General features: G+C 67.4%; 14 protein-coding genes. 7 read left to right on the top strand and 7 right to left on the bottom strand.

From position 1 onward, the window contains the following. Positions 1-41: 41 nt before the first annotated feature. Together AB4879_RS02840 and AB4879_RS02835 are read left to right on the top strand one after the other, a co-directional pair. The gene (locus AB4879_RS02840) at positions 42-869 is read left to right on the top strand and encodes a uracil-DNA glycosylase (RefSeq protein ID WP_370506337.1); all 828 of its coding nucleotides are present in this window, start codon (positions 42-44) and stop codon (positions 867-869) included. 149 nt (positions 870-1,018) lie between these two features. Further along, positions 1,019-2,050 (top strand): LLM class flavin-dependent oxidoreductase, encoded by a 1,032-nt coding sequence (locus AB4879_RS02835; protein ID WP_370506336.1) that lies wholly within the window; start codon positions 1,019-1,021, stop codon positions 2,048-2,050. A 233-nt stretch (positions 2,051-2,283) separates the two neighbouring features. On the opposite strand, the gene AB4879_RS02830 is transcribed toward AB4879_RS02835, so the two are convergent. Next, entirely contained in the window at positions 2,284-2,712 is a 429-nt protein-coding gene (locus tag AB4879_RS02830) for a nitroreductase family deazaflavin-dependent oxidoreductase (RefSeq protein ID WP_370506335.1), read from the bottom strand. A 7-nt stretch (positions 2,713-2,719) separates the two neighbouring features. After that, positions 2,720-3,151 (bottom strand): HIT family protein, encoded by a 432-nt coding sequence (locus AB4879_RS02825; protein ID WP_102808373.1) that lies wholly within the window; start codon positions 3,149-3,151, stop codon positions 2,720-2,722. A 36-nt stretch (positions 3,152-3,187) separates the two neighbouring features. On the opposite strand from AB4879_RS02825, the gene AB4879_RS02820 reads away from it, so the two are divergent. Beyond that, positions 3,188-4,579, top strand: a complete 1,392-nt coding sequence (locus AB4879_RS02820) for an amidase (protein WP_370506334.1) — start codon at positions 3,188-3,190, stop codon at positions 4,577-4,579. Here the strand turns inward: AB4879_RS02820 and AB4879_RS02815 are convergent. Then, a complete protein-coding gene (locus tag AB4879_RS02815) occupies positions 4,576-5,073 on the bottom strand; it encodes a DNA-deoxyinosine glycosylase (protein ID WP_370506333.1) in 498 nt (165 codons plus the stop codon). The genes AB4879_RS02820 and AB4879_RS02815 overlap by 4 nt on opposite strands. Before the next feature lie 26 nt (positions 5,074-5,099). On the opposite strand from AB4879_RS02815, the gene AB4879_RS02810 reads away from it, so the two are divergent. Together AB4879_RS02810 and AB4879_RS02805 are read left to right on the top strand one after the other, a co-directional pair. Continuing rightward, positions 5,100-6,224: an adenylate/guanylate cyclase domain-containing protein gene (locus AB4879_RS02810; protein WP_370506332.1), complete on the top strand. Its 1,125-nt coding sequence runs from the start codon at positions 5,100-5,102 to the stop codon at positions 6,222-6,224. Between the two features lie 196 nt (positions 6,225-6,420). Then, positions 6,421-6,993 carry a hypothetical protein gene (locus tag AB4879_RS02805; RefSeq protein WP_102808377.1) on the top strand — a complete coding sequence of 191 codons (573 nt, stop codon included), beginning with the start codon at positions 6,421-6,423 and terminating at the stop codon, positions 6,991-6,993. 15 nt (positions 6,994-7,008) lie between these two features. Here the strand turns inward: AB4879_RS02805 and AB4879_RS02800 are convergent, their stop codons facing one another. The 3 genes from AB4879_RS02800 to AB4879_RS02790 form a co-directional block, all read right to left on the bottom strand. Further along, positions 7,009-8,175 (bottom strand): hypothetical protein, encoded by a 1,167-nt coding sequence (locus AB4879_RS02800; RefSeq protein WP_370506331.1) that lies wholly within the window; start codon positions 8,173-8,175, stop codon positions 7,009-7,011. Positions 8,176-8,290: 115 nt separating this feature from the next. Further along, on the bottom strand, positions 8,291-10,198 hold the full coding sequence (locus AB4879_RS02795) for an ABC transporter ATP-binding protein (protein WP_370506330.1): 1,908 nt from the start codon (positions 10,196-10,198) through the stop codon (positions 8,291-8,293). Next, the gene (locus AB4879_RS02790; protein ID WP_370506329.1) at positions 10,195-11,949 is read right to left on the bottom strand and encodes an ABC transporter ATP-binding protein; all 1,755 of its coding nucleotides are present in this window, start codon (positions 11,947-11,949) and stop codon (positions 10,195-10,197) included. Before AB4879_RS02790 ends, AB4879_RS02795 begins: the two co-directional genes overlap by 4 nt. Before the next feature lie 163 nt (positions 11,950-12,112). On the opposite strand from AB4879_RS02790, the gene AB4879_RS02785 reads away from it, so the two are divergent. After that, positions 12,113-12,670 (top strand): DUF3558 domain-containing protein, encoded by a 558-nt coding sequence (locus AB4879_RS02785; protein ID WP_102808381.1) that lies wholly within the window; start codon positions 12,113-12,115, stop codon positions 12,668-12,670. Between the two features lie 50 nt (positions 12,671-12,720). Next, a complete protein-coding gene (locus AB4879_RS02780; RefSeq protein WP_370506439.1) occupies positions 12,721-13,215 on the top strand; it encodes a DUF3558 domain-containing protein in 495 nt (164 codons plus the stop codon). On the opposite strand, the gene AB4879_RS02775 is transcribed toward AB4879_RS02780, so the two are convergent. Continuing rightward, positions 13,212-13,688 (bottom strand): histidine phosphatase family protein, encoded by a 477-nt coding sequence (locus AB4879_RS02775; protein WP_102808383.1) that lies wholly within the window; start codon positions 13,686-13,688, stop codon positions 13,212-13,214. The genes AB4879_RS02780 and AB4879_RS02775 overlap by 4 nt on opposite strands. Positions 13,689-13,821: the final 133 nt, after the last annotated feature.

Below are 13,821 nucleotides of genomic sequence, written 5' to 3'. Positions count from 1 at the left end.
AAGTTCTCGCGCGCCGCGCAGGACCCGGGCACAGTGGACCGGTGACCCTCCTTCCACATCCGCGGACCCGGGTGCTGTTCTCCTCGCCCGTCCCGCCGGGTACGGGCTGGCCGGGGGACCCCGCCGTGCCAGAGACCCCGGTGGCTTCCGACGCCGCGCAGGTGGTGGCTCTGGCGGCGGGGGCCCGCGACATCGGAGAAGTCGATGCCCAGGTCAGCGTGTGCCGGGCATGTCCCAGGCTGGTCGCCTGGCGCGAAGAGGTGGCGGTCACCAAACGTCGCTCGTTCGCGGGTGAGCCGTATTGGGGCAGGCCGATCACCGGGTGGGGTTCGGCGCAGCCGAAGATCCTGGTGCTGGGCCTGGCCCCGGCCGCGCAAGGAGGCAACCGGACGGGGCGGGTCTTCACCGGAGATCGCTCGGGGGATCAGCTGTTCGCCGCGTTGCACCGGACCGGCCTGGTGAACCAGCCGACCAGTGTGGACGCGGCAGACGGTTTGTCCACCAACGACATTCGGGTGGTCGCCGCCGTCCGGTGCGCGCCGCCGGCCAACAAACCGGAGCCCGTCGAGCGGTCGACGTGTGAGCCGTGGCTGACCGCCGAGTGGCGGCTGATCGCGCCGTCGGTTCGGGTGATCGTCACCCTGGGCGGGTTCGGTTGGCAGGCCGCGCTGCGGTTGCTCGCCGACGACCTGCCTGCGCACGGCAAACCCAAGTTCGGCCACGGGGTGGTCGTTGAGTTGCCGTCAGGCCGGCAGCTGTTGGGCTGCTATCACCCGAGCCAGCAGAACATGTTCACCGGGCGGCTCACGCCGGCGATGCTCGACGACGTGTTCACCGACGCTGCCGCACGGGCGGGCCTGCGGCGGTGACCCAATTCCCGGGTCGCTTCGCTCCTGCCCTCCGGTGTCAATTCCCGGGTCGCTTCGCTCCTGCCCTCCGGTGACCCAATTCCCGGGTCGCTTCGCTCCTGCCCTCCGGGGAGGGGAAGCATGCGCGCACTCGTATCGTTGAGGTGACTATGCGGCTTTCTGTCCTCGACCTCGTTCCGGTACGTACCGACCAGACCAGCGCCGACGCGCTGGCGGCCACCGTACGGCTGGCTCAGACCGCCGACCGCTTGGGATTCACCCGGTATTGGGTGGCTGAACACCACAACATGCCCGCGGTCGCGGCGACCAGCCCGCCGGTGATCCTCGCCTACCTGGCTGCCCAGACCACCCAGCTGCGCCTGGGTTCGGGCGGGGTGATGCTGCCCAACCATGCGCCGCTGGCGGTTGCAGAGCAGTTCGCGTTGTTGGAGGCTGCCGCTCCGGGGCGTATCGATCTCGGCATCGGCCGTGCGCCCGGCTCCGACCCGGTGACGTCGTACATGTTGCGGGGCACTCGCGATGATTCTGATATCGAGAACTTCCCGCAGTACCTCGACGACGTCGCGGCGCTGATGAGCGCGCACGGAGTGCGGATCCCGATCCGCAACCAGGACTACATCCTCAAAGCCACGCCGGCGGCGGTCGAGGAGCCGCGGCTGTGGCTGCTCGGCTCGTCGTTGTACTCGGCGCACCTGGCCGCCGCCAAAGGCCTGCCGTATGTGTTCGCGCATCACTTCGCCGGGCAGGGCACCGTCGAGGCGCTGGCCACCTACCGGTCGGAATTCCGGCCCAGTGCGGTGGCCGCCGAGCCGGTGACGTTCATGACGGTCAACGCGGTGGTCGCGCCGACGCGTTCGGAGGCCGAGGCGTTGCTGCTACCCAACCTGCAGATGATGGCCCGGCTGCGCACCGGTCAGCCGCTCGGGCCGCTCGACCTGGTCGAGGACGCGGCGGCGCTGACCATGCACCCGCAGGCCGAGGCGATCATCGCGTCCGGGCGCAGCAAGGCCGTGGTCGGTTCACCGTCCGAGGCGGCCGACCAGGTTCGTGCGGTGGCCGCAGAGTTCGACGTCGACGAGGTGATGGTCAACCCCGTCGCATCCGCACATCGCGGGACCGACCCGGCGACCGCCCCGGACCGGGAGACCACCTTGGAGCTGCTGGCGAAAGAGCTGTTCTAGGGCAGACCCACTCGCGGACTCAGGAACGATGTGCAGGGTTGCTGTCCGCCTCTGAGCGACAAATCTGGAGTCTGAAATGTTGTCGGTCATCGAGATCGACGTTAGCGTGACACCTACTCGGACTTCCCAGCGCCAGCGTCGATTTCGGCGTGACCGGCCGAATGATTGTCGCTCGGAGGCGGACAGCAACCCTATGTCTTGCGGGCGGGGACGCGTGTGGCGAGGACAAGCGCTCAGGGTGTCAGGCGCACGACCGGGATGGGCCGCGTGGTGCCACGCTGATACGAGCTGTAGCGGCCGCCGTTGTTCGAGTCGCAGATATGCCACAACCGTCCGTAGTCCGGGTCGTCCGGCATCACGATGTGTGCCGTCACCGCCAAACGCTTTCTGCCCAGGTTGATTTCGATCTTCGGATGTGCGCGCAGGTTGTGATACCAGGCCGGGTTGCGGTCCGCTCCGCCGTTGGACGCGACGATCAGATAGTCGTCCCCATCGCGGAAGTAGGCGAGCAGATTCGACCGGGGCTGGCCGGTCTTCGCCCCGATCGTGTGCAGCATCAGGGAGGACGGAGCCCCGGGCATCCGGTGCCCGATCCAGCCGTTGGTGCGCCGGTACACCCAGTCGTGCACCTTCACGAACGTCATCAGTGCGGAATCGGGCATGGCTCTCTCATCCGGTTGTGTCGAGCTGGGACAGGGCGGCGCGCAGGATTCGTCCGGTGCCCTCGCGGTCGGGGTCGCGGCGCAGCAGCATCCCCTTGGCGAACGACAGCTTGTCGCCGTCACGCCGTGGGATCACATGCAGGTGAATGTGAAACACCGTCTGCATGGCCGACTTGCCGTCGTTGATGGCAATGTTGTTGCCGGTCGCGCCCAGATCAGACGCACGAGTCGCCTGCGCGATCCGCTGCCCGACGGCGAGCATCCCGGCCAGCGTCTCGGCCGGGGTGTCGGTGAGATCGACCGTGTGCCGCTTGGGCACCACCAGGGTGTGGCCCCGGGTGAACGGGCGGATGTCCAGGATGCCGAGGAAATCGTCGTCCTCGTGAATGCGGATGGCGGGTGCCGTACCGGCGACGATCTCGCAGAACACGCATGCCATCTGGCCACCGTAGCGGGCAGCGTTAGGCTGCGGGAGATGGACTCCACCGACATTGCCTTCGCCGGCGCTGCCGAGCAGGCGCGCATGCTCGTCAACGGCACCATCACCGCGCCCGCCCTGCTGGAGTTGTACCTCGACCGGATAGCGCGCGTCGACCGGGAGCTGCGGGCCTATCGCGTGGTGCTCACCGACAGCGCGCGTCGGGAGGCCGCCGCCGCGCAGGAGTTGCTCGACGCCGGCGAACGCAGGCCGCTGCTGGGCGTCCCGATCGCGATCAAGGATGACGTCGACGTCGCCGACGAATTCACCTGCTACGGAAGCAGCGCCTACGGCCAGCCACCGACGAGTGACGCACTGGTGGTGCGCCGCCTGCGAGAGGCCGGCGCGGTGATCCTGGGCAAGACGTCGGTGCCGGAGATGATGCTGTGGCCGTTCACCGAGACGATCTCCTTCGGCGCCACCCACAATCCGTGGGATCTGGAGCGCGCACCGGGTGGCAGCAGCGGTGGCAGTGGTGCCGCCGTGGCCGCGGGGCTGGCACCCATGGCGTTGGGCTCCGACGGCGCCGGGTCCATCCGTATTCCGTCGACCTGGTGCGGGCTGTTCGGACTCAAGCCGCAGCGCGACCGGGTGCCGATGACTCCGCATGACGACGCGTGGTGCGGCTTGTCCGTCAACGGCCCGATGACGCGCACAGTGGAGGACGCCGCGCTGTTCCTCGACGCGACCTCGGCGCTGCCCGGTCCATCGGGCGGGTTCGTCACTGCCGCGAACCGTGAGCCTGGCAGACTCCGAATTGCTCTGAGCGCCAAGCTTCCTCCCACCATGCTCGGTCGAGTCGGGAAGGCGCAGCAGAAGGCACTCGACGGTGCCGAGATGCTGCTGCGCGATCTCGGCCACGAGGTGATCTGGCGCGACCCCGACTATCCGGCGTGGGCGGTGTACGGCCATGTGCTGCCGCGGATGTGGCGCGGCGCGTTCCAGGACGCCACCGCCCTGCCGCACCGGGAACGGCTCGAGCCGAGGACCAAAGGCATTGCCCGCCTGGGCCGGATGATCTCCGACGCGCAGATCGCCAAGGTGCGCGCGGCCGAGCCGGCACTCGCGGCGCGGGTTCAGTCGATCTTCGACCACGTCGACGTGTTGATCACCCCCGGCACCGCGACCGGTCCGTCGCGCATCGGGCAGTACCAGCACCGCGGCGGGATCGCGACGCTGGCCATGGTGTCGGCTCGGGTGCCGTTCAACGCCATGTTCAACGCGACGGGCCAGCCCGCCGCCGTCGTCCCGTGGGGCCTCGACGACGCCGGGGTGCCGATGTCGATCCAGCTGGTCGGCCGGCCCTCCGACGAGGCGACGCTGCTGTCGTTGAGCCACCAGATCGAGACCGCACGGCCATGGGCGAACCGGAGACCGCCGGTCTCCTAGCCGGTCAGCGCCGCGCTCCAGGCCGCCAGCTTGTCGGCATAGCACATGGTCTGCGCGGGGCTGGTCGACGGTAGCCGCACGAACGTCGCAGGTACGTCGAGGTGGACGAGCCGGATGAAGTTGCGTTCGGCGGCCGCGCCGTTGAAGAACACCCGCTCGATGCCTGGCCGGGCGGCGAAGTACGTCTCGAAGTCGTTGGGCACCATGCTGTCCGGCTCGACCGCCGAATCGAGGCTGCCCACTCGCCGGCAGTGCCTGAGGACGTCCCAGACGGCGACCCCGTGGCGGGCCAGGACCTCGGTCCGATGCTGGTACGGCGCGTCCGGCTCGCATCCGAACACCTCACCGATGATGCGCCAGAACGCATTTCGTGGGTTTCCGTAGTATTGCCCACTCGCCAGCGAGAGCACGCTGGGCATGTTGCCGAGGATCAGCAGCCGGGCATCGGGCGAGCCGATGGGCGGCAGCCCCTCCAGGAGCGGGGATCGTGACATCGGGGTCGACGGTATACGTTGGGTCGGTGACCGAAACCGTCGACCCGGAGGCCGCCGGGCTGCTCGACGGGCTTACGGGCGATGCCCGCGCCCAACGGGCCGAACTGATTCCCTGGCTGGTGGAGCAGGGCATCACCGTGGACGAGATCCGGGGGGCGTTCGCGCCGATGCTGCTACCCGGCCGCCGGATCCTCGGCGATGACGGAACGCGGCTCTCGGCTCGGCAGATCAGCGAGCAGACCGGGCTGGAACTGGATCTGCTCCGGCGCTTCCAGCGCGCCAGCGGGCTCGCGACGGTCGACGACCCGGATGCGGCAATGTTCCTCAAACCCGATGCCGAGACAGCCGTGCACGTCAAGCGACTTCTCGATCTGGGGTTCGACCCCGACCGGCTGCTGACCGTGTACCGCACTCTGGCAGAAGGCCTTTCGCGTGCAGCCGAGGCGATGCGATACATCGCTGTCGCCACGACGATGCAACATCCCGACACCACCGAACTCCAGATGGCCCAGGACGCAAAGGTGTTGGTCAGCGCTGTGGCCCCGCTGCTGGGCCCGATGGTGCAGGACATGCTGATGCTGCAGCTGCGCCACGCCATGGAGACCGAGGCGATCAACGCCAACGAAAGGGCCGTCGGCGCATCGATTCCCGGCGCCCGGGACATCGCGGTTGCTTTCGCCGACCTCGTCGGATTCACCAGACTGGGCGAGACGGTTCCGCCTGAGGAACTCGAACAGCTCGCCAACCGCCTCGCTGACGCCGCCCGCGACGTGGCTGTGCCACCGGTGCGGTTCATCAAGACGATCGGCGATGCGGTGATGATGGTGTCCACGGACACCTCGGCGTTGCTCGACGCCATGTTGACTCTGGTGGACGCCACCGAAGCCGACGACGCCCTGCCGCAACTGCGGGTGGGTCTGTCTCATGGGCAGGCCGTCAGCCGCGCGGGGGACTGGTTCGGCAGTCCGGTCAACCTGGCCAGCCGGGTGACCTCGGTGGCCCGACCCGGTGCGGTCCTGTTGTCCGAAGCTGCCCGCGAACAGATCGGGGACGACCCATCCTTCAGTTGGTCGTTCGCGCGGGCTCGGCACCTCAAGGGCATCCAGGACGAGGTGAAACTCTTCCGAGCCCGCCGAGCCGAAAAGCCTTGATTCCTAACGGGTCTTAGTACTACAGGGCTTGCGCAGCAACGACCAGCCGCCGAGGGTAACCGCCGCGCTAGTCATCAGCACGGCCGTGCCGGGTCCCCTGTCATACGGCCATCATCCGATACGGCCCTCAGGTTGTGTCCGTTCGCCTGGAGAGAATCCCTGGCGCATAGTTTGTAACGATGTAATCATGTAATTCATGAAGCATCAGCACACACATCGTCGGCCCGGCCGCCCCGGCGGCTGGCAACAGGCCGACCAGCCCGACGCCACCGATGCCGGCGAGTGGTTCGCCGGTCGTCTGCCCGACGGATGGTTCGCCGGAGACCCGACGGTCATCGTCGATCGTGAGGAGATCACCGTCATCGGGCGGCTGCCCGCGACGGACACACCCGACAGTGACGCGCGCGCAGCGGGCCGGGCGTCCCGGTTCCGGGAGGACACCCGCTCCGAGCGCATCCGGATCGCCGAGGAGGCTCAGGACAAGTACGGCCGCAAGGTGTCGTGGGGTTTGGACATCGCAGCAGAAGGCTCCGCCGAGCCGGAGCGAATCCTGTTCACGCACATCGCCGTTCCGGTGATGACCCGCCTCAAGCAACCCGAACGCCAGGTGCTCGACACCCTGGTCGACGCGGGCGTTGCCCGGTCGCGCTCGGATGCGCTGGCCTGGAGCGTGCGACTCGTCGGTGAGCATGCCGAGGAATGGCTGGCCAAACTGCGCTCGGCGATGGCCGAGGTCGACGACCTGCGTGCCGAGGGTCCCGGGCTGTAGCTGTAGCGGGGAGTGTCAGCCCCGACCCGATCGGCCGGTCTTGGCGCCCTGCTTGGTGCCGGCCTTGGGGCTCTTGGTCGACGCGGTTCCCGTGCCGGTCGAAGACTTCCGTGACGTCGCGTTCGACGAGGCAGCCACCGACTTCACCTTGTCCTGCGCGGCGGCAATCTGGGACTTGGGCGCCGTGCTGGTTGCGCTGGCTGCTGCTGCCGGCGGGACCTTGATGTTGATCGGGATGACGCCGCCCAGCTTCGTCGTTCCGATCGTGACGGTGCCGCCGATATTGCCGGTCACCGCAAGAGAGCCGGCTTTCAGTTCGACCGTCAGCGAGTCGGGGAAGTCGAAGCTGAGAACGTCTTTGCTGTTGATCGACAGTAGAGCCCCGCCCAGCATGGCTGAGATCGACACCCCGGCAATCACACCGCCGCACGACGCGGCGGCCGAACCCAGGCACAGTTTGGTCTCGGCCTTGAACTGCCCGCTGGGCAGTGTCGTGCCAATCTTGGTCGTCCCCAACTGAATCGACCCACCGCCGCCGCCGAAATAGGGCGCGAAGCTCAGAGCCGCTTTCAGGCCGCCGGTGGGCAGCACCGACAGTTGGGCCTTGTATTCGCCGAGGGTGACGCTGCCCCCGAGCATCGTCACCGGTGACGTGGCGCCGCCCTGTAATCCGGCCTGGAGAAGCGTGCCGCTGACGCCGAAGCCGTATCCCTCGACTCCGCCTCGATATTCGATGAGGTGAATCTTCGAGGCGAGGTCGGGAGCAAAGTCGATCGTGGGACCGGCCGCGCCGAGCGGCGAGAACACGACCGAACTCGTCCACTCCGGTTCGAATCCGAGATCCACGAGCGGAGCGGTCTGGGCCACGGTGACAGGCAGAGTGAAGCTGCTCTTGACCTCGCCGGTTGGGCCGACGGCGGCATCCCACCACGTGTCGGCGGCACCGTCGAGGCTCACCAGCCCGGTCGGCGAAACACCGGAACCGATGGTGAGCTTGCGGGCGACCCGCAGCGGACCGAGTATCCAGTCGAAATCGATGATCGGGATCGTGGTCGCGGCCAACTCGACACCAGGCTGTGCCGAAGCGCTCTGCTCTCGTGCCGCATCAGAATTTGCGGTGATCAGTCCTGCCGCCAGCACGCTCGTGGCCATCCCCGCCAGGAAGGTCTGCACTATCGGCATTATTGAGTACCTCTCGCGCGATCAGCGCCGTTCGCGAAGTTGCGACCAGCGAGATCGCAGCGTATAGCAGGTTTGCTGACATTGCGGGTTTACGGGAAATTCCGCCGTCGGCTCCTTAAACTTGCGTCATCGCGTAATAGGCGCCCCGGCGGGCGAGAAGCTCGGCATGGCTGCCGGTCTCGACGATCCGGCCGGCTTCCATGACCAGGATGCTGTCGGCGTCGCGGATGGTCGACAGCCGGTGGGCGATGATGAAACTGGTTCGGTCCCGGCGCAATTTCGTCATCGCATGCTGGATCAGCAGCTCGGTGCGGGTGTCCACCGAACTGGTCGCCTCGTCGAGGATCAGCAGCTGGGGGCGGGCCAGGAACGCCCGCGCGATGGTGATCAATTGCTTTTCGCCGGCACTGATGTTGCCGCCGTCATCGCTGACCCGGGTCTCGTAACCGTTGGGCAGCGTGTGGACGAACCGGTCGACGTACGCTGCCTGCGCCGCCTCGATGACCTCGTCCTCACCTGCGCCGGGCTTCCCGTAGGCGATGTTCTCGGCGATCGTGCCGCCGAACAGCCAGGTGTCCTGCAGAACCATCCCGATGCGCGAGCGCAACGACTCTCGGCTGACCTCTCTGATGTCGGTGCCGTCGAGCAGGATCCTGCCGGCGTCGACGTCGTAGAACCGCATCAGCAGGTTGACCAGAGTGGTCTTGCCGGCCCCGGTCGGACCGACGATCGCCACCGTGCTGCCCGGCTCGGCGACCAGCGACAGATCCTCGATCACCGGAGTGCCAGGTCGATAGCTGAACGACACGTTCTGGAATTCGACGCGCCCGCCGCCGTTGCCGGCCAACGCGATTGGCACGTCCGGTGCTTCCTCGGGCTCGTCGAGGAAGTCGAAGACCCGTTCGGCGCTGGCCACCCCGGACTGCAGTGTGTTGTACATGCCCGCGACCTGGGTCAGTGGCTGGTTGAACTGTCGGACGTACTGGATGAAGGCCTGGATGCTGCCCAACGTGATCTGGCCGGTGGCGACCTGATAACCGCCCACCACGGCAACCGCGACATAACTGAGGTTCCCGATGAACGTCGTTGCCGGGGACACCAGGCCGGAAAAGAACTGTGCGCCGAAACTTGCGTGGTAGACGTCCGCGTTGAATTCACGGAACTTCTCCTGCGCGGCGGCCCGGTGCCCGAAGGTCTTCACCACGGTGAAGCCGCTGTAGGTCTCCTCGATGTGAGCGTTCAGCCTGCCGGTGTTGGTCCACTGGGCGATGAACATCCGCTGCGAGCGTCGCGCGATCACCCGGGTCACCCACAGCGACAACGGAACCGTCACCACGGTGAGCAATGCCAGCAGCGGGGAGATGCTCAGCATCATCGCCAGCACCGCGAGCACGGTCAGCACCGACGTCAACAACTGACTGATCGTCATCGACACCGAGGTCTGGATGTTGTCCACATCGTTGGTGACCCGGCTCAGCAACTCGCCGCGCTGCCGGGAGTCGAAGTAGGACAACGGTAACCGGTGGATCTTGTCCTCGACGTCGGCGCGCAGCGCGGTGATGGTGCGCTGAACGATCACGTTGAGCAGTCGGGCCTGCGCCCAGATCAACAGTGCGGCAACCACGTACAGCGCCAGCGCCAGTAGCAGGGTGCGGCCCACAGCGGTGAAATCGACTCCGCGGCCGGGCACCACATTGGTTCCGGACAGCAGGTCGGCGAACGTGGTGTCACCGCGCGCCCGGGCCGCGGCGACGGCCTGGTCCTTGGTGATGCCGGCCGGCAGCTGTCGGCCGATGACTCCGTTGAACAGCAGGTCGGTGGCATGCCCGAGGATGCGGGGACCGATCACGCCGAGCGCTATCCCGACGATGGACAACGCGATGACCGCCGCGGCCGGCCACCTATGTGGTGTCAGCCGCCGGATCAGCCGCAGCGCGGAACCGGTGAAGTCGCGCGATCGGGCCTGGCGAGGGTCTTGGCTCATCGCGCGCATGCCGCCGCCGCGGAACGCGGGCCCGGTCATCGGCCGCCCCCGACGCCTACGTCGAGCGACTGGGAGTCGGCGAACTGAGCATAGGTCTGGCAACCGGCCAGCAGCGTGTCGTGGGTTCCCGTCCCGACCACCCGGCCGCCATCCATCACGACGATCGTGTCGGCGTGCATGACGGTCGAAATGCGCTGGGAGACAATGATCACCGTGGCATTGGCGGATTCTTCCCGGAGCGCGGCCCGCACCCGGGCATCGGTGTGGACGTCGAGCGCGGAGAACGCGTCGTCGAACAGGTAGATCGCCGGACGCCGGATCACCGCGCGCGCGATCGCCAGTCGCTGGCGTTGTCCGCCGGAGAAGTTGATGCCCCCCTGCGCGACCCTCATCTCGAGAGCGTCTGGATGGGCACGGACGAAGTCGTCGGCCGCGGCAACCCGCAGCGCCCGCCACATCTCCTCCTCGGTGGCTACCTGTCCCGGGGCCGCACCGAGCGCCAAGTTGTCGGCGACGGTGCCGGAGAACAGATACCCCCGCTGCGGAACCAGACCCAGGGTCGCCCACAGGTGCTCGGGGTCGTAGTCGCGTACGTCGACGCCGTCGACCCGGATCGCGCCGTCGGTGACGTCGTAGAGCCGGCAGATCAGGGAGATCAGCGTCGACTTGCCGGACCCGGTGCTGCCGACGATCGCCGTCGTCGTCCCCGGCCGGGCGGTCAGCGAAACATCCTCGAGCACAGGGCGCTCCGCACCCGGGTAGCAGAACGTCGCGTTGTCGAGTGTGACCGCACCGCGGATGCCGCCGTCCGGCAGTTGTGGCGATGCGGGGCTGCTGATCGCCGGCTCGGTGTCCAGCACCTCGGTGATCCGTTCCGCGCAGACCGAGGCCCGGGGCAGCATCACCAGAATCAGGGTCGCCATCAGAACGGCCATCAGGATCTGCATGAAATACGACAGGAACGCGATCAGCGAGCCCACCTGCATGTGGCCGGAGTCGATGCGCAGGCCGCCGAACCAGATCAAGGCGACGCTGGAGATGTTGATGGTCAAGGTGGTCACCGGCAGCATCAGGGCCTGCCACCGCCCGGCGGCCAGCGCCGTGTTGGATACGGCCGCATTGGCGACCGCGAACCGGTCGCGTTCGAACGGTTCCCGGGCGAACGCGCGGATCACCCGGATGCCCGAGAGTTGTTCGCGCATCACCCGGTTGATGCCGTCGATCAGCCGCTGCATGCTGCGGAAGATCGGCAGCATCCGCGACACGATCCAGAAGTTGGACAGCGCCAGCACCGGAACGCTGACGAGTAGGAGCCAGGACAGCCCGGCATCCTGATGGATCGCCATGATGATGCCGCCGACACACATGATCGGGGCCGTCACCAGGGTCGTCGTGGTCATCTGGATGAGGACCTGAATCTGCTGGACGTCATTGGTCGTCCGGGTCAGCAGCGACGGCGCCCCGAACCGCGCGGTCTCCCGTTCGGAGAACGTGGTGACGTGGTGAAACATCGCCGAGCGCAGGTCGCGGCCGAACCCCATGCCGGTGCGGGAACCGAAGTAGACCGCGACCACCGCGCACACCACCTGCAGCCCGGTGACGGCCAGCATGACCAGCCCGAGCTCGGTGATCAGTCCGGTGTCGCCCTTGGCCACGCCGTCGTCGATGATCGCGGCGTTGACGGTCGGCAGATACAAGGAGGCCAGGGTGCTGACGGTCTGCAGCGCCATCACCGCCGCGACCAGCCACCGGTACGGCCGGACATACTGTCTCAGCAGTTCCAGGAGCATTTCGCTACTGTTGCACACCGCTGCCGCAGCTTCGCCGACGTTGTCGGGCCGCGCCGTTTTTTGACGCCATGAATCGCGACAAAGCGGCAGGTCAAGCCGCCTGTCGGTGGTTGTGCCGAGGGGCTGCCGCTACAGTGCATGCTGTGACTTGCAGCAGGTGCGCATGACAGCGACGCGCAAACTCGCGTTGGCTGCCGGGGTTCTAGCCGTCGCGGCCTCTATCGCCGCATGCTCGGACTCGGGCAGCGGCCCCGGTCAGCCGCAGAGTTCGCAGGCGCCCGCGCCGCAGTCGGCCAACGCCAAACACGGTCCGATGTTCCCCGAATGCGGTGGCATCACCGACCAGACGATGGCCGAGCAGACGCGGGTGACCGGCTTGGTGAACACGGCGAAGAACTCCGTCGGCTGTCAGTGGCTGGCCGGCGGCGGCATCCTGGGCCCGCACTTCTCCTTCACCTGGTACCGGGGCAGCCCGATCGGGCGTGAACGCAAGACCGAAGAGCTGTCGCGCACCAGCGTCGAGGACATCAACATCGAGGGCCACAGCGGTTTCATCGCCGTTGGCACCGATCCGACTCTGGGGGACAACCTGTGCGAGGTCGGCATCCAGTTCAACGACGACTTCATCGAATGGTCGGTCAGCTTCAACGAGAAGCCGTTCCCGCCGGCCTGCGATGTGGCCAAGGAATTGACCCGCCAATCGATCGTGAATTCCAAATGAGCCCGCGTCGGGTAGCGACTGCTGTGGGTGCGGCGGCGTGCGCCCTGGTGATGGTCAGCGGCTGCGCCAAGACCGTGGACGGCACCGCGGCGAAGTCGGGCTCGGGCAGCGTGCCGCGCAACGACAACTCTGCCCAGCAGTACCCGAACCTGCTCAAGGAATGCGACGTCCTCACCACCGACATCTTGGCCAAGACCGTCGGCGCAGACCCGCTGGACATCCAGAGCACCTTCGTCGGTGCCGTCTGCCGCTGGCAGGCCGCCAACCCGGCAGGCCTGGTCGACATCACCCGCTTCTGGTACGAACAGGGCAGCCTCGACAACGAGCGGTCGGTCGGTCAGTTCCTCAAGTACCAGATCGAGAACCGGTCGATCGCCGGTGTGCCGTCAATCGTCATGCGGACCACCGATCCCAACGGTGGCTGTGGCGTGGCCAGCGACGCCGCCGGTGTCGTCGGGTGGTGGATCAACCCGCAGGCCCCCGGCATCGACGCGTGCGGTCAGGCCATCAAGCTGATGGAACTGACGCTGGCCACCAACTCCTAGCGCGGCACGTGGAATGAGGTCAGTTCGGCGCCGTTGAGTTCCAGGGCCGCCCAGCCGACGCGCACCCGCAGCACGGCGATGGCCGACGTCGGGTACTTCATCGAGATGCCGTCGGCCGCGGCGCGATCCGAGCGGCCGGGGTCGGCGAGGCCGAGGGACAGCTGGCTCATCGTCGGTTCGTGGCCGACCACCATCAAGGTCGCGACATCGTCGGGCACCTGGTTGATCTCGACGAGCATCGTTCCCGGGGTGGCGCCGTAGAGACGTTGGGAGTAGGTGACCGGCGCGGTGATACCGGTGCGCTCGAGGGTCTGGCGGGTGCGGGTCGCCGAGGAGCACAGCACCAGATCGATCGCCGGGATGTTGGCCCGCAGCCAGTCACCGGCCAGGCCGCCTTCGCGGATACCGCGGGACGCCAGCGGCCGGTCGTGGTCGGGCACGCCGTTCGGATAGTCCGACTTGGCGTGGCGCATCAGGACGAGCGTGCGTTCTCCAGCAGTCACCGGCCCAGGCTAAACCCCGATCGGTACATGCCGGACGAGGTCCACGGACTTGTCGGCGCCGCGCCCTACACTCGCCGCAGCACCCACCGAGAACAGGCACCGA

The organism is Mycobacterium sp. SA01 (assembly GCF_041287105.1).
GTDB lineage: Bacteria > Actinomycetota > Actinomycetes > Mycobacteriales > Mycobacteriaceae > Mycobacterium.
The sequence above is the reverse complement of the archived record's forward strand: the minus strand, read 5'-3'. Positions and strand labels throughout refer to the sequence as shown.